The 21,910-nt window shown below is 61.5% G+C and carries 21 protein-coding genes; 14 read left to right on the top strand and 7 right to left on the bottom strand.

Features of this window, described 5'->3' with window-relative positions:
• The first annotated feature begins 78 nt into the window (after nucleotides 1-78).
• The 7 genes from FHT69_RS04275 to FHT69_RS04305 all read left to right on the top strand — a co-directional run bounded on the left by FHT69_RS04275 (nucleotide 79) and on the right by FHT69_RS04305 (nucleotide 9,408).
• Nucleotides 79-1,182: an AraC family transcriptional regulator gene (locus FHT69_RS04275; protein ID WP_183904961.1), complete on the top strand. Its 1,104-nt coding sequence runs from the start codon at nucleotides 79-81 to the stop codon at nucleotides 1,180-1,182.
• Nucleotides 1,183-1,268: 86 nt separating this feature from the next.
• A complete protein-coding gene (locus tag FHT69_RS04280; RefSeq protein WP_246780692.1) occupies nucleotides 1,269-2,465 on the top strand; it encodes an efflux RND transporter periplasmic adaptor subunit in 1,197 nt (398 codons plus the stop codon).
• Entirely contained in the window at nucleotides 2,462-3,166 is a 705-nt protein-coding gene (locus FHT69_RS04285) for an ABC transporter ATP-binding protein (RefSeq protein WP_168333158.1), read from the top strand. Before FHT69_RS04280 ends, FHT69_RS04285 begins: the two co-directional genes overlap by 4 nt.
• Nucleotides 3,163-4,302: an ABC transporter permease gene (locus FHT69_RS04290; protein WP_168333157.1), complete on the top strand. Its 1,140-nt coding sequence runs from the start codon at nucleotides 3,163-3,165 to the stop codon at nucleotides 4,300-4,302. Before FHT69_RS04285 ends, FHT69_RS04290 begins: the two co-directional genes overlap by 4 nt.
• Before the next feature lie 4 nt (nucleotides 4,303-4,306).
• A complete protein-coding gene (locus FHT69_RS04295) occupies nucleotides 4,307-5,521 on the top strand; it encodes an ABC transporter permease (protein WP_168333156.1) in 1,215 nt (404 codons plus the stop codon).
• 321 nt (nucleotides 5,522-5,842) lie between these two features.
• The gene (locus FHT69_RS04300) at nucleotides 5,843-7,330 is read left to right on the top strand and encodes a right-handed parallel beta-helix repeat-containing protein (RefSeq protein ID WP_168333155.1); all 1,488 of its coding nucleotides are present in this window, start codon (nucleotides 5,843-5,845) and stop codon (nucleotides 7,328-7,330) included.
• A 596-nt stretch (nucleotides 7,331-7,926) separates the two neighbouring features.
• Nucleotides 7,927-9,408: a right-handed parallel beta-helix repeat-containing protein gene (locus FHT69_RS04305; protein ID WP_047610545.1), complete on the top strand. Its 1,482-nt coding sequence runs from the start codon at nucleotides 7,927-7,929 to the stop codon at nucleotides 9,406-9,408.
• A gap of 70 nt (nucleotides 9,409-9,478) precedes the next feature.
• Here FHT69_RS04305 and FHT69_RS04310 read toward each other — a convergent pair whose 3' ends face one another.
• The 3 genes from FHT69_RS04310 to FHT69_RS04320 all read right to left on the bottom strand — a co-directional run bounded on the left by FHT69_RS04310 (nucleotide 9,479) and on the right by FHT69_RS04320 (nucleotide 11,118).
• Nucleotides 9,479-9,760 (bottom strand): hypothetical protein, encoded by a 282-nt coding sequence (locus tag FHT69_RS04310; protein ID WP_047610543.1) that lies wholly within the window; start codon nucleotides 9,758-9,760, stop codon nucleotides 9,479-9,481.
• Between the two features lie 168 nt (nucleotides 9,761-9,928).
• The gene (locus FHT69_RS04315) at nucleotides 9,929-10,573 is read right to left on the bottom strand and encodes an NrsF family protein (RefSeq protein WP_183904962.1); all 645 of its coding nucleotides are present in this window, start codon (nucleotides 10,571-10,573) and stop codon (nucleotides 9,929-9,931) included.
• Nucleotides 10,570-11,118: a sigma-70 family RNA polymerase sigma factor gene (locus FHT69_RS04320; RefSeq protein ID WP_047610540.1), complete on the bottom strand. Its 549-nt coding sequence runs from the start codon at nucleotides 11,116-11,118 to the stop codon at nucleotides 10,570-10,572. Before FHT69_RS04320 ends, FHT69_RS04315 begins: the two co-directional genes overlap by 4 nt.
• A 182-nt stretch (nucleotides 11,119-11,300) precedes the next feature.
• Here FHT69_RS04320 and FHT69_RS04325 point away from each other — a divergent pair, with 182 nt between their 5' ends.
• From FHT69_RS04325 to FHT69_RS04335, 3 genes are all read left to right on the top strand, one after another.
• Nucleotides 11,301-11,585 carry a pentapeptide MXKDX repeat protein gene (locus tag FHT69_RS04325; protein WP_047610538.1) on the top strand — a complete coding sequence of 95 codons (285 nt, stop codon included), beginning with the start codon at nucleotides 11,301-11,303 and terminating at the stop codon, nucleotides 11,583-11,585.
• Between the two features lie 84 nt (nucleotides 11,586-11,669).
• Complete coding sequence (locus tag FHT69_RS04330) at nucleotides 11,670-12,512, top strand: cytochrome b/b6 domain-containing protein (protein ID WP_047614046.1); 843 nt, start codon at nucleotides 11,670-11,672, stop codon at nucleotides 12,510-12,512.
• Nucleotides 12,509-13,285 carry a molybdopterin-binding protein gene (locus FHT69_RS04335; protein WP_183904963.1) on the top strand — a complete coding sequence of 259 codons (777 nt, stop codon included), beginning with the start codon at nucleotides 12,509-12,511 and terminating at the stop codon, nucleotides 13,283-13,285. Before FHT69_RS04330 ends, FHT69_RS04335 begins: the two co-directional genes overlap by 4 nt.
• Nucleotides 13,286-13,292: 7 nt before the next feature.
• On the opposite strand, the gene FHT69_RS04340 is transcribed toward FHT69_RS04335, so the two are convergent.
• The 3 genes from FHT69_RS04340 to FHT69_RS04350 all read right to left on the bottom strand — a co-directional run bounded on the left by FHT69_RS04340 (nucleotide 13,293) and on the right by FHT69_RS04350 (nucleotide 14,946).
• Nucleotides 13,293-13,430 (bottom strand): hypothetical protein, encoded by a 138-nt coding sequence (locus FHT69_RS04340; RefSeq protein WP_155295699.1) that lies wholly within the window; start codon nucleotides 13,428-13,430, stop codon nucleotides 13,293-13,295.
• 22 nt (nucleotides 13,431-13,452) lie between these two features.
• Nucleotides 13,453-14,010, bottom strand: a complete 558-nt coding sequence (locus tag FHT69_RS04345) for a hypothetical protein (RefSeq protein ID WP_063475134.1) — start codon at nucleotides 14,008-14,010, stop codon at nucleotides 13,453-13,455.
• Between the two features lie 159 nt (nucleotides 14,011-14,169).
• Entirely contained in the window at nucleotides 14,170-14,946 is a 777-nt protein-coding gene (locus FHT69_RS04350) for a protocatechuate 3,4-dioxygenase (RefSeq protein WP_183904964.1), read from the bottom strand.
• 38 nt (nucleotides 14,947-14,984) lie between these two features.
• Here FHT69_RS04350 and FHT69_RS04355 point away from each other — a divergent pair, with 38 nt between their 5' ends.
• The gene (locus tag FHT69_RS04355; protein WP_028759190.1) at nucleotides 14,985-15,296 is read left to right on the top strand and encodes a hypothetical protein; all 312 of its coding nucleotides are present in this window, start codon (nucleotides 14,985-14,987) and stop codon (nucleotides 15,294-15,296) included.
• Nucleotides 15,297-15,346: 50 nt separating this feature from the next.
• Complete coding sequence (locus FHT69_RS04360) at nucleotides 15,347-16,930, top strand: Na+/H+ antiporter (protein WP_183904965.1); 1,584 nt, start codon at nucleotides 15,347-15,349, stop codon at nucleotides 16,928-16,930.
• 100 nt (nucleotides 16,931-17,030) lie between these two features.
• Here FHT69_RS04360 and FHT69_RS04365 read toward each other — a convergent pair whose 3' ends face one another.
• Nucleotides 17,031-18,932: a potassium transporter Kup gene (locus tag FHT69_RS04365; protein WP_047611690.1), complete on the bottom strand. Its 1,902-nt coding sequence runs from the start codon at nucleotides 18,930-18,932 to the stop codon at nucleotides 17,031-17,033.
• A 338-nt stretch (nucleotides 18,933-19,270) separates the two neighbouring features.
• On the opposite strand from FHT69_RS04365, the gene tyrS reads away from it, so the two are divergent.
• Nucleotides 19,271-20,563, top strand: a complete 1,293-nt coding sequence (gene tyrS / locus FHT69_RS04370) for a tyrosine--tRNA ligase (protein ID WP_210304203.1) — start codon at nucleotides 19,271-19,273, stop codon at nucleotides 20,561-20,563.
• A gap of 135 nt (nucleotides 20,564-20,698) precedes the next feature.
• On the top strand, nucleotides 20,699-21,874 hold the full coding sequence (locus FHT69_RS04375) for an MFS transporter (protein WP_063475131.1): 1,176 nt from the start codon (nucleotides 20,699-20,701) through the stop codon (nucleotides 21,872-21,874).
• Nucleotides 21,875-21,910 lie beyond the last annotated feature (36 nt).

Genomic DNA, 21,910 nt, shown 5'->3' on the forward strand with positions numbered 1-21,910 from the left:
TGAATGTCGGGGCCGATCCTCTGGTCGGCCCCGCGCCGGCCATCAAAAATCCCAGCCTAAAACGCGTCCTAAAACACGATGGAGGTCGCGCCGAGTGAGGATCTCGGCAATGATGGCATCTATTCGTCACTCCGATCCCACCAGGCCATGCTGTTCATTCCGCTTCCCTTCGTCGTTGCTCTTCTGCTGCTGGTCCTTTTCGTTACCGTGCTCAAGCGCGACGAGGAGGCGGCGCCGAACCGGCCATTTCTGGCACTGATCCTCCTGAGCGTCTTGCTGTCCATCCTCTCCGGCTTGCGCTGGGGCTACGGAGTGAAGGCGGTGGGTATGATCGCGCCTGTCATCGCGGCGATGGTGCCGCCGCTTGCCTATGCCGGAGTATCCAGGCTGGTGCGGACGAGCCGCCGGTCGCTGTCGCAGCGGATTGCGCTGCATGCAGCGCCGGCCGTCGTCATCCTCTTATTGATCACCTTCCGGCGGGAGGCGATCGATATCGCGCTGGTGCTTGTTTTCATCGGGTATGCCTTGGCCATCCTGCTTCTGATGCGGCCGGGCGCGGATGCGCTTCGGCTTGCGCCCTTTGAGGGGGCGGTGCCGGCCTATCGGGCGATCATCTTCGCGGCGGTGGCGCTGTGCCTGTCGGCGGCAGTCGATATTTTCGTGTTTCTCGACTTCACTTGGGCACATGGCGAGCATGCGGTGACGCTAATCAGCGTCAGCAATCTCGCCGTCCTCGTCATCCTCGGCATTGCGGCGGCGGCGGCCAGCCGAAGCCGGGCGCCGGCCGAGACGGTAGAGATGGGGTTGAAGTCCGAAACGACCGAGGACAAGGAGACCATCGCCACGGTCGATGCGCTGATGGAAGCAAGAAAACTCTATCGCGACGCCAATCTCAATCTCGACCGGCTGGCTCGCAAGGCGGGCATTCCCGCGCGCCAGATCTCGGCGGCGATCAACCGGGCGATGGACAAGAACGTTTCGCAATATGTCAATGATTACAGGATCGGCGATGCCTGCCGGCTGCTTGCCGGCACCGAAAAATCGGTGACCGAGGTGATGTTCGAGGTGGGCTTCCAGACGAAATCCAACTTCAACCGCGAATTCCGCCGGGTTACGGATATGACACCGCTTGCCTGGCGGCAGAGGAAGGGTGGGGTGGGAGGCTCTCCGGCCTCGTCCTGAGATACGCCACGTACACAATCGCGATCGAGGACTGCCGGAAACGTGTTCGAGGTCGCGGTTTTGCAGCCGGCGACCATTCTGTCGGCATGAACACGACATCAGAACATGACCGAAACCTTGCCGCCAAGCTGAGATCGCTTTCGATCGAACCCGCGGCCTTCAAGACAGAGCCGCCGGAGCGTGAAGCCCGGCGGCGCGTGATGCCACTTGCTATGCTTGCGCTTGCCGCGACGGCATCGCTCGCGGTGGTTCTTTTCTCTCGGCCCGAGATGCTGCAGCGCATCGAAACGGTGCTTGCAGGCCTCGCGGTTCAGCGCGGGGCGACGACACCAATAGGCGGAACGCAAGGGCCTGCCGAGGGTGCCGCTGCCGAGCGGATGCGGGCTGTTGCTGACGCACCGGCGGTTCGGGCCTTGCCGGCCCGGGAGGTCACCGGCTCCGGCTATGTCGTGGCGCCCGATGCCGCGACCGTCTTTTCCAAATATGAAGGCCGGATCGTCGCCGTCGAGGTCGAGGCGGGTGACAGGGTCGCGGCGGGGCAGGTGCTGGTGCGGCTCGACGATGCAGGCGCCCGCTTTGCGCTTCGGGGGGCCGAGATCGCCCGGCAGGCGGCGGCACTGGCGCTTGATGCAAAGAATATCGATCTCGCGCAGGCGCGGTCTTCCCTGACGCGCATCGAGCGGCTGGCCGGGCGCGATGCCATGTCGGCGCAGACGCTGGAGGAGGCAAGGACGGCTTTCGACACTGCCGAGAATGCTGCCCTGCAGGCACGGCAGAATGTGGCCAAGGCGGATCTCGATATCGACAGGGCGCGCGAGCAGGTGGAGGCGCTGACCGTCCGGGCGCCGATATCGGGCACCGTCACGCGGCTTACCGCGCATGCCGGCGACACCGTGCTGTCGCGCGAGGGCGTGCGGGAGAATGAAAGCCTGCTTGTGATTACCGACACGGCAAACATGGCCATTGATGCCGATGTGGCGGAGACCAACATCGCGCAGATGCGGCCAGGCCTATCCGGTGAGGCGGTCCTCGACGGCTTTCCGGATCGGCCCTTTGCGGTCGTAGTGTCGAAGATCGAGCCCATGATTTCGCGGGAGAAGGGAACGGTGACGCTTCGCCTGTCGCTGTCTTCGTCGCCGCCGGGCATGCGCCCTGCGATGGCCGCGCGCATCCGCCTTGTGGTGGATGAGTCAACAGCTTCCGGTCCGCAGGCGGGCGGAGCTGCGACCGTTCGGCCGCAGGCCGCGGATATCACAGATCATCAGCAAGGAGCAGAGCGATGAACGATAAGCAAGAACCCTATATCGCGCTTCGCGGCGTCCAGAAGGCATTCAGGATCGGTGCGGAGACGATCCCGATCTTTTCCGGGCTCGACCTTTCCATTGCGCGCGGCGATTTCGTCGCCGTCATGGGACCATCGGGCTCGGGGAAATCGACGCTGCTCAACATGTTGGGCGGCCTCGACAGCCCTGATGCCGGGGAGATCAGGATCGGCCGCAGTCATCTCGAACAGATGGGTGAGGGCGCCAGAGCCGCATGGCGGGCGCATGGCATGGGCATCGTCTTCCAGTTCTACAATCTGCTGCCGATGCTGAATGCGAGCGAGAATATCGAGCTGCCGCTGCTTTTGAAGCCGCTCGGGCGAAAGGAGCGGCGCGCCCGCGTCGAGACCGTCATGGATCTCGTCGGGCTTGCGGGCCGGCAGCGGCAGTTTCCGTCGAGCATGTCCGGCGGGCAGCAGCAGCGCGTCGGCATTGCGCGCGCCATCGTCGGTGATCCCGACCTTCTGCTCTGCGATGAACCGACCGGCGATCTCGACCGGAAATCGGCCAACGATATCCTGGAGATGCTGGGCTTTCTCAATCGTGAGCTTCAGAAGACGATCATCATGGTCACGCATGATCCCGAGGCCGCCGCCTTTGCCCGGCGCACATTGCATCTCAACAAGGGCGAATTCGTCGAGCAGCAAGGGAGGGGCCAATGACTTTCTTCCAGCTCATGCGGCGCAATGCCTGGCGCAAGCGGCTGAGGGCGACACTGCTGATGTTCTCGGTCGGCGTCGCCTTCCTGATTTACGCCCTGACCGCCAGCTTCCTCGGCGGCAGCCAAGGGGCGGCGGGCGCCAGCGACAACCTGCTCGGCGTCTTCAACAAGTCGGGCCGTGGGTTGCCGCTGCCGCTCGCCTATCTCAACCGGATCGCTGCGGACGCTGATGTCGCCGCCGTTGCCTATACCGCGCGGATGCGTGGGTTCGTCGAGGTCGAGAAGAATATCGTGATGACCAGCGCGGTCGATCCGCGCGCGATCGCCGCTGCCAATGGCGATGAGCTTGGACTGACGCCTGATCTGATCGCAGCACTCGAAGAGGGCCGTGACCGGGTGCTCGTCGGCAAAGCGTTGGCGGAGGCTCAGGGTTGGTCGGTCGGCCAGCGCATCGGCGTCACCAGCCAGTTGATGAGGGCCGACGGCAGCCGCGACTGGCGCTTCGTGATATCAGGCATCTTCGAGGGAGCTAATGCCAGCACCGACACCTATTTCATGCTGGCCCGTTACGACACGATCAATGAGGCCCGGGCGCGAGACAAGGATACGGTCGACACCTTCGTGGTGCGCCCGCGCGAGGGAGTATCATCCGGCGTGCTGGCGGCGCGGATCGATGCGCTGTTTACCAATTCGGCGGCACAGACGCGGACGCAATCGGAAAAGCAGTTCCTCGAAGGCTTCCTGCGGCAGTTCGCCGATGTCGGCCTGATTGTCGGCCTCGTCGTCGGCGCGGCTTTCGTGACCATCCTGATGATCACGGTGAACACCATGCTCTTTGCCGTGAGGGAACGCAGCTTCGAGATCGGCGTGATGAAGGTGTTGGGCTTTTCCCAAGACCGGATCATGACGCTGGTGCTCGGCGAGACGCTGTTCATCTTTGCCGCCGGTGGGGCGGCCGGGCTCTTTCTTGCCAAGCTTGCGACACTGTTGATCGGGCCTGAATTCGGCCTCGTCTTCAGTCTGTCGGTGCTGTCGAAATCCCTCGCCATCATTGCGGGTCTCGGCCTCCTGACTGGGCTGCTGCCCGCCTGGAACGCCATGCGCCTGCCCATCGTCAATGCCATCAGATCGAGATAGTCCAATGTCATCAGTGCTCAAGCAGACCTTTCTCATGATCAGAATCAACCTCGGCAGCCTGCCGCGGCGGCTCTGGATCTCGCTGTCGATGGTGCTCTCGGTCGCTCTCGTGGTGGCGGTGCTCGCAGGATTTCTCGCCATGGCGCGGGGATTTGAAGCCGCGCTTGCCGGCGCCGGCTCGCCTGGCATCGCCGTCATTCTCGGCGGCGGGACCAACCAGGAGATCGGCTCTGACGTACCTGCCGAGGCGATCCGCAGCCTTGCCGCCATGACCGGTGATATCGGCGTGGTGCGGGATGGCGCGGGCGGGCTGGCGCTGTCGCGCGAGATCGTCGTTCCCGTCGATGTCGTCAGGCAAGGTGACGGCGCGGAGCAGACGCTGTCGCTGAGAGGCATGGACCCGCTGGGGCCCGGCTTGCGCGATCGTGCGGCGCTTTCGCAGGGGCGGCTGTTTTCCCAGGGCGCCCGCGAAATCGTCGTCGGCGCCCGTATCGCCGACGAATTCTCCGGCTTTGCGGTCGGCGACAGGGTGCGGCTCGGCCCGGTCGAATGGACTGTCGTGGGGCATTTCACCTCCGGCGGCAGCGCCTTCGAATCCGAGATCTGGGCGGATCTGGAGGCGGTGCAATCGGCTTTCGACCGGCAGGGGCAGGTGCAGAGCCTGCGCGTGCGCCTCGACGGGCGAGGCGATCCCGCTCTTCCGCTGACGACGTTGCGCGCGCGCCTTTCTGCGGTTCCCGGCGCCCCACTTACCTCAGTCTCCGAAGCCGATCTCTATGCCGGGCAGGCGGAGCGTACCGAGAGCCTCATTCGCCTGTTCGGCTGGCCGATTGCGCTATTAATGGCGGTCGGTGCCACGGCTGGGGCGCTGAACACGATGATGAGTTCGGTTTCCGACCGCACCGTCGAGATCGCCACGCTGCGCATGATCGGCTTCGCCCGCGTGCCGGCCTTCGCTGCGACCTGGGTCGAGGCGGTGCTGCTGTCGTCGGTGGGCGCGGTCGTCGGCATCCTCGCCTCGCGGCTCGCCTTCGACGGCTGGCGGGCAAGCACAATGGGCGCCAACAATACCAAGATGGCCTTCCAGCTCGACGTCACCAGCGACGTCGTCCTCACCGCGGGCCTGCTGGGACTTGCGATCGGGATTGTCGGCGGAGCCTTGCCGGCGCTGGCGGCGACGCGGCTGCCGTTGAGGGCGGCTTTGCAGGCGAGGGGGTGAGGAGCGAATACGCTGCGCGTAAGCGAAGCCACGAATCGCATGTTAAACAGCTTGAGCTAACATAAGTCCCGCGCAGCAGGTCCCCGATTTATTCGCCTCGAAGTCGTTGTTTTCCAGGCCGAAGTTGCAGCTTTCGGCCATCTATGCGGCGCCCAGGCCATTGCCTGTGGAATACGGCCCGTGAACCGGCCAGTTGCCCCATTGACAACATCTTATCGCCTTCTTGCCGTGGACGGTTGCCCCCCGCCGCGCTCGATCGGCCGATCCCGGTCGATCTTCGTGGCGACTTAGCGATCCGACGAACAGGGCAACATTGGCGATATGACAATCTACTATGTGAACTCAGCGACTGGCTCCGACCGCAACAACGGAACGGGCCAGAACTCGGCTTTTGCGACTTTGTCCAAAGTGGAATCCTTGAAACTGAAACCGGGCGACAGCGTGCTTCTTGCCAAGGGGAGCGTGTTCAACGAGCAGTTTGATATCAAATATTCCGGCACCGAAAGCGCGCCGATCAAGATCGGCAGTTACGGGACGGGGGCAGCGCCCGTCATCCACAGCGGCGGCGACGGCATTCACAGTCTCTATGCCTCGAACATCGTCATCGAGAACCTCAAAATATCGAATACCGGGACCGCCGGCATTTATGGCGGCAGTGTCACGAACTGGACGGTCCGCAATGTCGAGATCGCCAAGACAGGCATGTCGGAAAATGCCGGCGCCGTCACCTTCCGGAGCAGCACGAACGTCACGGTCGAAGACAGCAAGATAACGGCCGTCAAGGGCGACGGCTTCTGGATCGAAAAGGTCGCCGGCGTCAAGCTTCTCGACAACACCGTGACCAGCGCGAACGGCTCGACCGCCGATGCCGTGCAGGTGAACGACAGCAGCAATATTCTGATCAAGGGCAACCATCTTGATCAGACGAACGCCGATAGCCCCAAGGGCGTGATCGCGCTGGTGCGGGCCACCGATGCCGTGATCGAGGACAATGTTCTCACCGGCGGCGGCTTCGGCATCAGCGCGCCGGCCGGCAAGAATGTCGCCATTCGCGACAACGACATATCGGGATTTCACGGTTACAGTTGGTCCTTCGGCGTCGGCCTCGGCGATCAGGGCAATGCGCGGGATTATGATATTTCAGGCAACCACATTCATGACGGCGCATGGGGCGTTGCCATCAGCGACGCCAGCGGCACCAGCTATACCCGCACGAATATCAAGGTGCACGACAATGTCTTCGACGACCTCTCGCAGGCGGCGCTGAAGGTCGACAGGCCGGCTTCCGGCTCCTTCACCAACAATACGATCGAGACCGGCACCACGGCCACCGCCATATCGCCGTCCATCGTCGACGCGCACACCTTCACCGTCAGCAACAACCATACGGTCGCCAATGTCGAAACGGTGCTGGCGAGCCCGGTTGCCAAGACTGCCGCAGTCACGGAGGCGTCCGCGGATCCGGCGGTTGCCGCCGTCCATGACAATTTGAAGATCTTCAGCGATACGGGCGAGGCCCATCGCGGCAATCTTCTCGAAAACGACAGCTCTGACAACGACACCTTGGTTCTGCGCCGCTTCGGCGACGAAAGCGTCGGCAAACACGGCCTCACGCTGACCGGCGACTACGGCGTCATCCACGTGGACCGGGAAGGCAACTATGCCTACACGCTCGATGAAACGAAGCTTCCCGACCATGACGGCCATGTGAGCGAGTCCTTCAGCTACGGGATCAACGACGGAAACTCGCACCATACCGACGGCGATACGCTGACCGTCTACATCCATATGGATAACTTGCTGGGCTGAGGGTGCGAGGCTGCAATGACACAAGGAGAAATCCCGGAAAGTTTCCGGGATTTCATAAGCAGCCGTCAGCCCCCGTGCGGGGCGCGGACGCGTTTTTTCAAGCTCAACCGTAAGTTTTTGCCGGCTGTTCGTTGCCACGGGATCGGATTCAGGCAACGACGGAACGGGCACAACCTTCGCCGCAGCTGCAACCCGGTCGTGCATCGGCGGAGGCAGCGCCTTCCAGGATGCGGACCTCGTCCTTGCCCGCGGAACGTCGCGGTGTCTCATAATGAACCGCAGCTGCATTCAAATGCACCGGAAAGCCTGCAAAAGGGTGTTCACTGTCAGCGCCGGTGACCATTGGTCGCGAGCTGCGATACGGTTCATTCACCTTTCGGTCGTTGTTCTGTAGATTATTTTCTTATAAGTTGTAGTCTTTAATATACCGCCACCGCCAGGCGTTTCTCGGGACCAAGGCAGGCCGCCCACAGGGTCTGCCAACCGCCGTGAAGGCAATATGAAGGCCCTCTTGATGGCCTTTAACCCCGACCGCATCCGATCCACGCGTTGCAGCCGATGCAGACGGCTGCGCGGCAATTCGAGAACAAGGCGATATGGCAATCTATTATGTGAATCCAGCGATAGGCTCCAACGGCAACAATGGAACGAGCGTGGACACGCCGTTTGCATCGTTCTGGGCGGTGGAAAACTTGAAGCTGCAGCCGGGCGACAGCGTGCTGCTCGCCGCCGGAAGCGTGTTCAACGACCAACTCGACCTGAAATATTCCGGCACCGCTAGCGCCCCGATCACCATCGGCAGCTATGGGGTCGGCGACGCGCCGGTTATCCATAGCCCCGGCGACGGCATTCACAGCCTCTATGCGTCGAATATCGTCATCGAGAACCTCAAGATCTCCGAGACAGCAGGCGCGGCCATCTATGGCGGCTATGTTTCGAACTGGACCGTCCGCAATGTCGAGGTGGAAAATACCGGAAGCTCCACCAAGTCCGGCTCCGTCACGTTCAGGACCGGCTCGAACATCACCATCGAAAACAGCACGATCACCGGCGTGAACGGTGACGGCGTCTGGATCGAGAAGGTCAACGGCGTCAATTTTCTCAACAACACCGTCACCAACGCCCACGGCACCGCGGCAGATGCCGTACAGATGAACGACAGCAGCAATATCGTGATCAGCGGCAATTACCTCGACCAGACGGGCGCCGCGACGCCGAAGGGCGTCATTGCGCTCATCCGGCCGGTGAATGCCGTGGTCGAGGATAATACGCTGATTGGTGGCGGCTTCGGGATCAGCGCCCAAGCGGGCACGAATATCGCCATCCACGACAATGATATTTCAGGCTATGGCGGGTACAGCTGGTCCTATGCCATCGGTCTCGGGGACCAGGGCAATACGCGGGACTACGATATCTCAGGCAACTATATCCATGACGGCGTATGGGGCGTGGCGGTCAGCTCTGCCGGCACCACCAGTTACGTTCGCGAAGGTATCGAGATCTACGGCAATGTCTTCGACGACCTGTCGCAGGCGGCGCTGAAGGTCGACAGGCCTGCATCCGGCTCTTTTCATGACAATGTCATCGCCAGCGATGTCACGCCCTACAGCATATCCCCGGCCATCATCGCCGCGAACACCTTTCCGGTCAGCAACAACACGACGCTCGAAGAGGCCCAGCTTGCGATTCTTGATAGTCACGTTGCGGGAGATGCAACGCATGCGGACGCAACCCCGACGATCGTCGCAACCCATGACAGCCTGAAAATCTCGGCCGACGCGGACGCCCATCATGGCAATCTCCTCGAAAATGACAGCTCGGCCAATGGGATCCTGCTGCTTCGCCGCTTTGACGGCGAGTTGGTCAACAAGAACGGTCTGACGCTGACCGGCCAATACGGCACCATCCATGTCGACGATCATGGTGACTATAGCTACACGGTCGACGCGACGAAGCTTGCCGGGCTTAGCGGTGAGGTGAGCGAGACTTTTTACTATAAGATCTCCGACGGGGCCGCGCACCATTTCGACACGGATACGCTGAGCATCTCCATCCATGTGGATGACTTGCTGAGCTGAGAGGAATGTGGGCAGCAAACGGCGCCTTGCCCGGTCCGTGGCGCGGCGATGGAGGAGGAGAGCGCATGTCTCAGCGGTCGCTGAACAGGATCCTGGTGACGTCGATTTCGATTTCCGCGCAGATGATCTCGTATTCGGTGACGATTGCGGGATCGGCGGAGATTTCCCTGCGCATGCGGTCAAGGACGGCGCAGGCCTCGCCATAGGCGCCGCACAATTCATAAAGATGGGGGCGGCTCGCCGCGGCTGCTCTGATGGTTGCCCGCGTCGCGGGCAGCCTCATCATCAGCCTGGCCAGCCCTTGTTCGGCGGCTTGCCGGGGAATGTGTGCTATGCCTTCTTTCCTGACCATGCCATCACCCCTCGCTGCCTTCGTTTGCCTGTCCTGAGGGGTAGTACGCAGGAATGCTGCATCTGGTTTCATGCCGGATGCAGGATTAGTGCGCGCCGCTCCGATTCCTTCACGGAAAAATTGGTTATTGCATCGTGGTATCGGGGCGCAAGAATCCGACAGCCGGTCCTACCAGCGCAGAAGGCGACGACTGAAGAGGGCGCCGATTGCGCCTGTTAACAGGATGCCGAGCGAATACCAGAGGACGACGAAGGGCAGGCCGTTTTCGGTGCAGAACCAGGAATAGACCCAGGCGCCGGATGCGCCTGCTGCAATGCCGGCGACGAAGCCTGTCATCCCAAGCTTGCTTGGTGCGGCGCCGCGTAGCACCCATGTATTGGCGATCAGGATGGGCATGGCAAAGGCAAGGATCAGCAGCGGGCAATGCAGGGCGGAGGAGCCGAGCACCAGCACGGGATAGCTTGATGCCGGCGACAAAGCGAGCTGGATGACCGCCATGGCGGCCAGAGCCAGCACGATTGCAGCGCCAATGCCGAAAAAGCGGCCTTCCGAGCCATCCGGCCGGGAGAGGCGGTAAACGGCGGCGAAGGCGGCGATTGCGAGCAGGGCATTATAGCCGGATTTGATCCAGAAAACCGGCAGCGTCAGCGCCTGCGTCATGTCTGTGCGAAGGCCGGCGACAACAAGCATCAGCAGCAGCGAGACTGCCAAAGCAGGCAGGACGGCGAGCACGAAACGGCGTTCCAGCGCATGTCTCGGTACCGGCTTCAGATCTCTGACAAGGATGTCGATCACGTCCTCAGTTTCTCTCACGTCCCACCTCGCAATCTTGCCGCCAGCGCCTTGATGCCTCTGTGAACACCGACCTTGACCGCCGATTCCGACTGTCCGGTGCGGCTTGCCGTATCGGCCACCGACTGCCCTTCGAGCTTGACCTGACGGATCAGTTCCTGCTGGTGCTGCGGCAGGCCGTTCAACAGCCGCTCGACATCCATGCGCGCTGCAATCGCATCCTCCCTGAAGTCGCCTTCGATCTCCTCGTTAAGCTCCATTTCCGACTTGTAGCGACCGCCATGTTTTCGGTGATGGTCGATCAGCTTGTAGCGGGCAATCGAGAAGAACCACGCGGTAAACGGCCGCTCCCTGTCATAGGTCGCCCGGCGCGCATGCAGCGCCAGCAACGTCTCCTGCACGAGATCTTCCGTGTCGGACTTCGCCGCGGTGCCAATACGCCCGCCGTAGTAGCCGACGAGCAGGGGTCGCAACGTGCCGAGCAGACGCCGATAGGCAGCCTCGTCCCCGTCGAGGGACAGAAGCATCAGCATCTTCAGGGCTTGTTCCGAATGGGCGTTCGTCATGTCGTCTGCAATGTCATTCGCGTGGATGACGCTTTGGTTACAGGCGGATTCGAAAATCTCCTGACGGGCCAGCGCTATCACATAAGCGTGAGGCTGTAACTGCCTTCGCAAGAAGATCGAATTCAGCACTGTGAGCCGTCGGCGGGTGCCGCGGACACATCAATCGATCCGAGGAGACCCTCATGACCAAGATCCTTTCCACCCTTGCCGCCTGCACCTTCGTTATCGGCCTGTCGCTTGCCGGCGCCGCCAGCGCTCAAAGCAGCGATGCCATGAAGAAAGACAGCATGAAGACCGACGCGATGTCTAAGGACGCCATGTCGAAGGATACGATGTCGAAGGACGCGATGAAGCAGGACAACATGGCGACCGGCAGCACCAAGGCCGACTGCATGCACAATGCCGGCATGGAGAAGGACTCTATGAAGAAGGACACGATGATGAAGGCCTGCGACGCGATGAAGTAATAGTGGATCGCGGCCGCTGAAACTATTTTGCCCGCGGCCGCGTCTTTTCGAGAAGACCTTTCAAGTCGATCCGGAGGACCTACGATGGCTACGACCGATGCCGGCATGGCGAGCGGAGGAACGCTCTTCTACCGCCATGGCCTGCTGGTGCGCCTGTCGCACTGGGTAAACGTGCTGTGCATGACGGTGCTGCTGTTCAGCGGCCTGCAGATATTCAACGCCCACCCGGCGCTCTATTGGGGCCAGTATGGCGCTGATGACGATCCGTCCTTCATTTCCATGGAAGCGGAGCAGGAAGGCGATGCGTTGAAAGGGGTGACACGCCTGGGCGGATTGACCTTCGACACGACGGGCGTTCTCGGGGTTTCGAATGTCGACGGCGAGGCTTCTGTGCAAGGTTTTCCGAGCTGGCTGACCATGCCGAGCTACCGGGACCTGGCGACGGGCCGGCGCTGGCATTTCTTTTTTGCCTGGCTGTTCGTCATCAACGGCTTCATCTACCTCGCCTATGGCTTTATCAGCCGGCATTTCCGCCGCGATTTGTTGCCGGCGCCCCAGGAGCTGAAGCCTTCGCATCTCGGCCATGAGATCGTCAATCACGCCCGGCTGCGCTTTCCCAAGGGGCCTGAGGCACGCCACTACAACACGCTGCAGAAACTCGCCTATATCGCGGTGATCTTCGTGCTGCTGCCGCTGATGGTTGCAACCGGTCTAACCATGTCGCCGGGCTTCAATGCGGTCGCGCCCTGGCTGCTCGACCTGTTCGGTGGCCGGCAATCGGCGCGGACGCTGCATTTTCTGACTGCTTTCTCGCTTGTCGCCTTCGTCGCGGTGCATGTGGCGATGGTGCTGGTCTCGGGCGTGTTCAACAATCTGCGCTCGATGATCACCGGTTATTACGACATCGGCCAGGGAGGGAAATCATGAGCCGCATCATTACCAGACGCCGCTTCCTGATCGGCGCGACCATGACGGCGTCGGCGCTGGGGCTTGCCGGCTGCGATGCACTCGGCGAAAGCGATCGGACGAAATCGGTGCTCAAGATCGCCGAAGGCCTCAGCATGAAGACCCAGCGCTTCCTGCTTGGCGACGACGCGCTCGCCCGCGAGTTCACGGAAACCGATATCTCGCCGACCTTTCGCGCCAACGGCACGAGCATGCCCGACAATGCTCGCTATATCGAGTGGATGAACCAGCGGTTTTCAAGCTGGCGGCTCGAGGTCGGCGGGCTGGTCGACAAGCCGATGCAACTGTCGCTGGCGGAGTTGAAAGCCCTGCCGGCCCGTACACAGATCACCCGGCACGACTGCGTCGAGGGTTGGAGCGCCATCGGCAAATGGACCGGCGTGCCGCTCGGCGCGCTGCTACAGGCAGCCGGTCTGAAACCCGAAGCCCGCTACATTGTGTTCCACTGCGCCGACGAATACGAAAAGACGCTCGACGGCAGCGGCTGGTATTACGAAAGCATCGATCTCGTCGACGCGTTTCATCCCCAGACCATCCTCGCCCACACCATGAACGGCCGCGATCTCGAAGTCGCCCACGGCGCGCCGCTCCGGCTCCGGGTCGAGCGCCAGCTCGGCTACAAGCAGGCAAAATACCTGACCGGCATCGAAGCCGTCGCCGATCTCGGCCAGCTTTACGGCGGCAATGGCGGCTTTTGGGAAGATCGCGGTTATGAATGGTATGCGGGTATATAGGTGGCGGTCATAACGCCCGTCCCAGTTCTATCAGATTAAGAGCGAAAGCGTCTGCCTCGCGCCGCCAGTGCTCGAAATGGCAGCCGACGCGCACGACGGCGGCATTGACGTTGCCGCCATCCAGGGGGATCTCGGGTTCCAGCAAGGTCGTCATCCCCTCAAAAGATTCATTTGGACCCTGAGTTCAATATCTGCCGAACAATATCTGCATCACTGTTGGTGCTTTCGAAAAAGAACGGAGCGGAACACGGCGCCCGCAGGACAGACAGGGAAGCCGGATCCGGGTCCGGAAGAATAGTGGCGGTGGCACCTCGAAGTGGCGGTAGCGGTGAGCCTGAACTGCGCAAGGCTATAAGGTAGGAGGTAGGCGGCATAGTCTCGCTGAATGCAGTGTTATCCCAGGTGACGGTGAGGGTATGAGGCGCCGTGCCACGCAGAACTTCCTCGACCGCTATCTCCAAGCGCGCATAGTCAGTCATAAAACTGTTCGCCTTCCCGAGAAGCTCCCGGACTTTGCCACTACTGTGGGCAAGGAATTCCTGATGTCGTTTCCTCGCCTCGGGGTCGAGAACCAACGTGTATTTCGTCACGCGACCAACGACCACGACGTCTGCATATGAAACATCGTGAAGGTCCATGGGGGCAATATCGATACAGGCACTGGTCGGCCCGGCTGCCAGCATGGCTCCGAGATTGAAGAGCGCAACAAACCCAAAGCCTCGCATCCTCATCCTCCATCGCTCAACACGCTGGTCTGAACCGGGGAAGCACAGATATCCCGATTGACGCGAAGATTTTGTATCTTGTCTTAGTGAAGTTGCAATACAGGCCCTCGCGGATGGCAATCTACAGCTCCGGCCATGCATTTCCGGCGTTACCTGCGTTCAGGCAGAGAGGCCGATCGTGATGGTGGCGGAGAGCACGCCGCCATCGAGCTTCTCGAAATCGAATATGTGATCGGCGGCGTCCTCAGGGATGATGCCGTCGTCGTCATTGCGCGTATCGCGGGCCGGGCGTCCAATATAGTCCGGATGCTCGCCATAGATGATGTCGCTCAGCGCATCGTCGAAATAGATCTGGCTGACGAGAAGCTCCTTGCCGTCGACGAGGATTCGGCAATGAACATGGGGTGTGCGGCCCTGGTACCATCCGGGATAGGCCGTCAGGAAGCCTGCCTGCCCCTGTGCATCCGTCAGCTGGCGACCGCGAAAGGCGAGCCCGCTGATCGCCTCGGCATCGCCAAGTGTACACATCTTCGCAGCCTCGCGGCCGGAATAGATGCCGCGGTGATCCGTATGCCAGATTTCGATATCGGCATTCTCGACCGGCCGGCAATCGGCTGCATGGACGATCCGGACGGCCAACCGCAAGGGCAGTCCAGCCTTTCCTTCCGAGACGTCCTGACGGACGGGAATATTGTTGACGTGGCAGGGGCCAAGAGTCTGAGCGACGGTGACGACGCAATTCGGACGGCTGCGGAAGAGCGGGAAGGGCAGCTTTTCCAAGGCGACCGATTTGGTGCCGCCGCTCAGGAAATCCGTCCCCTTCCAGTCGAATGTCCTGGCGGCGACCGTGATATGCCGCCGGGGCCAGATCGCTACCGCCGCGACGGACGATGCAACGATCGCCGCACCTCCAAGCACAAGGGTCCGTCTCTTCATATATCGTCCTTTGCCTCAAGACTCAGGGTGTAAGGAGGATGCGCAGGAAATTCCAATTAAATCCCGGCAATGATCGACGGCAAGCGATCATCGACATCAAATGCCTGCCGTGCAGGGCAAACCTTGCCAATGTGGCCGTCAACTCCGGTGACGCCAGGGGTCACGTCTATGTCTCGATCGCGTGGTTGACCGGCTCGGGCTATGCCGACAAGCCTTATGGCAGTACCGACTCCAACCAGCTATGGCACAAGGCGGACATTATCGCCGGTCGCCTCTGGGGCGAAGCGGTTTTCCCGGTTCGGCGGCTTTACAGCGCGGTGCGTCTTTTCAGACGCGCGAGGTCGCTGTAACTCTTTGCGTCAGGCATCCGACATCCGTTGCTGAGCAGGGGCAGAGGCAGATGGAACCAACCCACTTATTCGAGCTCGTTATCGTGATGTTTCTCGCGATCATCGCGCTGCACTATGTCGCCCACAGGCTCGGGCTGCCGCCGTCCGTCGCGCTGTTGACCGGTGGCGCCTTGCTGGCCTTTGCGCCGGGACTGCCGGCGATATCAGTCGACCCCGGACTGGTTCTGGTCATCTTCCTGCCGCCGCTGTTGATGGACGGCGCCTGGTCGATCGCGCTCGCGCGGTTGCGGCGTCATGTGATCGGCATCGCTTCACTTGCCGTCGGTGCGGTGCTCTTCACCTGTGCCGTCGTCGCCGTTGTCGCCCATCTCCTCTTTCCCTCACTTCCCTGGGCTGCCTGCGCGGCACTCGGCGCGATCGTCGCGCCGCCGGACGCGGTTTCGGCGCGCGCCGTACTGGAGCGCGTCAGGCTGCCGCGGCGGCTTCAGATTCTGCTCGAAGGCGAGAGCTTGCTCAACGATGCGAGTGGCCTGGTTCTTTTCCGTTTTGCCGTTGCCGCCGCTGCAACCGGAGCCTTCAGCACGGGGGAGGTGATCGGCAATTTCTTCGTGCTGGCGCTCGGCGGCGCCATCGTCGGCATCGTTGTGGGAACGGCGTGGTTCAAACTCGTCCGGCGTCTCGGCGACGAATATCTCATCATTGCAGCCTCGGTGCTGCTCGGCTGGATTGCCTATCTGCTCGGAGAGCAGCTGCATGTTTCCGGCGTCATCGCCACCGTTACGGCGGGGCTGATCATGAGCTGGCACCAGCACACAGTGCTTTCAGCCGCAATGCGCATGCGCGGCACCTCGTTCTGGACGGTGATGATCTTCCTGATGGAAGCTGCGGTGTTCATCTTGATCGGGCTGTCGCTCAGGGATGTCGTCGAACGCGGCGGCGGTTTTACCACTGTGATCGCGACAATGGGACTGCCGATGCTGGCGATCCTCGTCACGCTCGTGATCGCGCGTTTTGCCTGGGTCTTCGCCTCCGATTTCGTTCTCAGGTTCTGTGCTGTCCTGGGGTTCACGCGCGCCCGACCGCTCGGCGCCGGTGGTGCGACGGTTCTGAGCTGGGCGGGCGTGCGCGGGGTGGTCACGCTTGCCCTGGCGCTGAGCCTGCCCGAAGGGTTCGCAGGTCGTGACTTCATCCTCGTCACATCGTTCGCCGTCATTCTCGGAACCGTGCTCATACAGGGCACGACATTGGGGCGAGTGATCGCCTGGGCGCGGCTGGTGGAGCCGGATTCGGAAAGAGCGCGCCTGACGATGAGCCAGGCCGAAGCCGCCATGGCCCAGGCGCAGTTCGGGACCGTCCAGAGCCTGGCATATGACGCCGAGGGGAAACTCATCCATCCGCAATTGCTGGAGCGCTACCAGCGCCGGGCGACGTCGATCGTCGACTATGCCGAGAGAACCGAGCATTACATACCGGTGCTGCATGCGCATTTCGACGTCATTCTCGAAGCGGTTGCAACGGGACGCCGGGAACTCATCCGCCTCCATCGCGCCGGCGAAATCGATGACGAGACGTTGCGGGAGCTGGAACGGGATCTCGATCTGGAGGAATTGAGCGCGATCTCGGCCAAGGCATGATTTCGCGCCTCATGCCGTGACGCTTGCGACGGGAGCCACTCTTGCCTCGCTTCCATCTCTCCGGTCCCAGTCGCGACTCCCCGGCCTTCGGCATCATGTTCTAAATGGCAATCTGCTCACCGAGTTCGACGACGCGGTTTGACGGCAGGTTGAAATAGTCGGAGGGGTCGATCGCCAAGCCCTCCAGCGCCATGAATATGCGCTCCTGCCAAGCGGGCAGCCCGGTGTTCGGCGTTCTGACGAGGTTCCTGCGGCCGAGATAGAAGGAGGTCTTCATGATTTCGAACTTGAAGCCGCCCTCGCGGCAGAGCGCCAGTGCCCGGGTAACGTCGGGGTCGTCCATGAAGCCGAAGGTGATATCGAGACGTACGAAGCGTGGCGAGAGCTGGCTGAGCTTGATGCGCCTGCTGTCGGGGACGTAAGGTTCGTCTTCGGTCCAGACGGTCAGGATAACGTTCTGTTCATGGAGCACGTGGTTGTGCTTGAGATTGTGGAGCAGAACATTCGGCGTGCGATCCGGGACGCTGGTCAGGAAGACGGCCGTTCCTGGAACGGTGACCGGCGAATGGTCCGACTTTCGCTCGATCGACCGGATGAAGGAATCGAGCGGGATCTCGTTGTTGGCCCGCAGTCGCTTCAGATAGGCCTGTCCTCGGGTCCATGTCCACATCAGGATCATGATCGCCAGCGCAAGGGCGACCGGAACCCAGCCGCCATCATGGATCTTCAGCAGGTTGGCCGCCAGGAACATGACTTCGATGAAGAAGAGCGGCAGCAGCAGGAGGGCGGCAACCACGAGGGAGTAGCCCCAGACGGCCCGAAGGAACTGGAAGACCAGCATGGTCGAGATGACCATGGTTCCGGTCACCGAGATGCCATAGGCCGTCGCCAGCGACTCGGAATCGCCGAAGGAAAAGATCAGCATCAAGACGCCGACCAGCAGGAGAAGATTGACGCTCGGCACGTAGATCTGGCCGGTGTTGGTCTCCGATGTGAACTTGATGCGCAGCCTCGGCAGGAAGCCGAGGTGAACCGCCGAGCGGGCCAGTGAAAATGCGCCCGTTATCACCGCTTGGCTGGCGATGATCGTTGCCATCGTTGCCAGCAGAACCACCGGCAGCAAGGCCCAATCGGGATACATCAGAAAGAACGGATTGGTGGCTGCGTGGGGATGGGCGAGAACCAGCGCGCCCTGGCCGAGATAGTTCAAGAGCAATGCCGGAAAGACGAGCACGAACCACGCCATCTGGATCGGGCGGCGCCCGAAATGCCCGAGATCAGCATAGAGCGCCTCGGCGCCCGTCACCGTCAGAAAGACGGCGCCAAGCACAATGAGGCCGACGGTGCCGGCATGGGCGAGGAACGACAGCGCGTTGATCGGATTGAGCGCTTCGAGAATCCTCCAGTCGTCGCCGATATGGATCAGGCCGCCCGCTGCCATGGCCAGAAACCACAAGACCGTGATCGGCCCGAAAAACATCGAGACGGCGGCCGTTCCCCGGGACTGGACGGCAAAGAGAACGATCATGATCGCAGCCGACGCGAGCGGGACGTATTCGGCAAAGGCCGGCGTGACCAGCTTCAGGCCTTCGAGCGCCGACATGACGGACAGGGCCGGCGTGATCATCGCATCGCCGATGAAGAGCGCCGCTCCGATCAGGCCTGCGAAGAAGAGCACCGGCACGTTTCGCCCCATCTTCTTCATCAGCAGGGCGAGAAGCGAAAGCGTGCCGCCTTCACCGTCATTGTCCGCCCTGAGAAGGAAGAGCACATATTTGAAGGTCACGATGACCGTCAGCGTCCAGATCATCAGCGAAATGAGACCGATGACCTCGGCCTCGTGTACGCCATCGGCGGCAAAAGGCCTCAGCGCCTCACGAAGGGCATAGAGCGGGCTGGTACCGATATCGCCATAGACGACGCCGATCGCGCCGACGACCAGTCCGGCAAAGCCCTTCCGGCCGGCACCTTCACCCGTATTGTCTATATGCGTCGACGCCATGGTTCCCCGCTTATGCCCCTTGCCTATGAACACAAACATATGCCGCATTGCAGAACGGCAAGTAAATTGATGCGTGTGCGAATTTTTTGTGAGGGGCGGCGGCGTGAGCGGGAGAGGGGTGGGGGCGCACGATCGGCTTGGACTTCGGCGGTCGCCTCTTGCGATTGCGCAGTCGCATGGTAATAAGGATCCATGACCTGCACCCTGAACCTTTCGAGCTTCTATTATACGCTGCTCCCATAGAGAGCGGCGGCGCAAGGTCATATTCCTGACACCCGAGACGCCGCATGGTCGGCGGCACGCGTGTCAACAGAAGGTCTCCGGCCTCATCGGCCCCAATGGAGACCCCCGTGACACGATCCTCTCAGCCCACCGGACCCAGATCCGACTTTCTCCGCACCCTGACCGAGCGCGGTTTCCTGCATCAATGTACCGACTTGGAAGCACTCGACCGCTGGCTTTGTTCGGGAGCCGGCACAGCCTATAACGGCTTCGATCTCACCGCCGACAGCCTGCATGTCGGGCATCTCATTCCGATCATGATGCTCCGCTGGTTCCAGAAGACTGGTAACAAACCCATCGCGTTGCTGGGTGGTGCGACAAGCCGTCTGGGCGATCCGAGCTTGCGCGACACCTCACGCCCCTTTCTCAGCGAAGAGCAGATCATGAAGAACCTGATCGGCATCCGCAGTGTTTTCGAGCGCTTCCTCGGTTTCGGGGATGGCCCGGCCGATGCGGTGATGGTCAACAATGCCGATTGGTTGGGCGGGCTCAACTACCTCGATTTCCTGCGCGATGTCGGACCGCATTTTTCAGTCAACCGGATGCTGACATCGGAGAGCGTGCGCCAACGGTTGGAGCGGGAGCAATCGCTGTCATTGCTGGAATTCAACTACATGGTCATGCAGGCCTACGACTTCCATGTGCTCGCAGAAAGCCGCGGCTGCCTGCTTCAGCTTGGTGGCTCCGATCAATGGGGCAACATCGTCAGCGGCGTTGAATTTGGGCGGCGGATCGGTGGACGCGCCTTGTTTGGATTGACCGCTCCGCTGCTGACGACATCGTCGGGCGCGAAGATGGGCAAAAGCCTTTCGGGGGCGGTCTGGCTGAACGCCGACCGGTTGTCGCCCTATGAATTCTGGCAATTCTGGAGAAACACCGGAGATGCCGATGTGGGGCGTTTTCTGAGGCTGTTCACCGAGTTGCCGTTAAGTGAAATTGCCCGCCTTGACGTGCTTCGGGATTCCGAGATCAACGAAGAGAAAAAGATACTTGCCGACGAGATCACCAGCCTGTGCCACGGGACGGATGCGGCAGCGCAAGCTTCCGAAACCTCCCGGCGTACCTTCGAAGAAGGTGAGGTGCCGGTCGGCCTCCCGATCGTCAGGTTCCCGGATAGCCTTCGCAGCACCTTTCCGCTCGCTGATGCGATGGTCATTGCCGGGCTCGCCAAGTCGAAAAGCGAAGCACGTCGATTGATCGCCGGCGGCGGTGTGCGGGTGAACGGCGGCAGCGTAAACGACGAGGCAATGCAGCTTGGTCACTCCGATGTCCAGGACGGCGTCATCCGGCTGTCCGTCGGCAAGAAGCGACACGTCCTCCTTCAATCGGCGGTGGCGCCGCCATGCTGACAGGGGCTGTCAGCATGGTGGTCGACAATGCTGAAGCCGCGGGTTTCCGAGCCAGTCGCCATTTCGTCGGAATGTCCAGCTATCCCACGGGGGATAGTTGGACTTCAATCCCGCCAATCGGAGCAGAGCCCCGAGATGAAGCCGCACCATCGTATTTTCTTCATTCAGTTTGCCGTGGCCCTTTCCGTGGGGGCGTTTCTTTCGCGGCTGCCCGACATTCAGCTCAAGTTTAGCCTGAGCGAAGGAGAGCTGGGCCTTTTGCTCGCCATCATGTCCCTCGGGGTTCTCTGCGGGTTGACGTTCTCGGCGAGGCTCATCGAGAGGCTTGGTGCGCGCACAACGGCCTTCGTCACCGTCTTCGGTGTGACGTTGTTTTATGCGCTGATCCCCTGGATGCCTTCAGTTTCCCTGGCGATGCCATTATTCTTTGTTGCCGGCATTTTCGCCGGCGCATTCGAGATCAACGCCAATATCGAAACCGATCGCCATGAGGCGCTGCTCGGCTACCGCATCATGAGCCGGGCTCACGGCATGTGGAGCCTCGGATTCTGCATCACCGCCCTTGTTGCCGCCGGTATGCGGCAGGCCGCCGTCTCCATCGAACTGCATAGCTTCATCGTCCTCGTGACGGTCTTGATTGCCGGGTCGATCGTTTTCTCCGGGATCGAGAATGCGCCCCGACGGCATGACGCTCACCCCGGCGATGTTCCGCTCGTCGCTTTTCCCACGATCGGGCTGCTTCCCCTTTGCCTCATAGGCGCCGCTCCGCTTCTCGCCGAGGGCGCGAGCGTCGATTGGTCGGCGATCTATATGCGCGACGTATTTGCGGTCGAACCATTTGTCGGCGGGCTCAGCGTGGCCATTTTCTCCTCATTCATCGCCATCGGACGGCTCGGCATGGACTCTGTGATCGACCGCTTCAATCCACGCCCCGTCGCAATAACCCTCCTCGGGATCGCGGCCATCGGCCTTGTCTTGGTTGCGACGGCGGCACAGCCTGTCGTCGCCCTCGCGGGCTTTGGCCTGACGGGGATCGGCTGCTCATCGGTCTATCCGCTTGCCATCTCGGCTGCGGCCCGGCGCACGGACCGACCCGCATCGGTCAGCGTTGCAGCGCTCGGGCAGACGACGTTTCTCGTGTTTTTCGCTGGGCCGCCATTGCTCGGTTTCGTTGCCGAACACTTCGGTATCCGCTTTTCGTACTGGGTGGTCGTCCCTGTGATCGCCGCTGCGCTCCTCGTCACCAAGGCGCTCATCGCTGCTCCTGCCCCGATCGCAGGGCAGCCCGAACCGGTACAACCACACGGTTGATACGCCGCGCCGCCGGTCCGTTATCCCAAGGTCGCG

Origin of the sequence: Rhizobium sp. BK008 (assembly GCF_014197345.1) — a bacterium.
GTDB lineage: Bacteria > Pseudomonadota > Alphaproteobacteria > Rhizobiales > Rhizobiaceae > Rhizobium > Rhizobium anhuiense.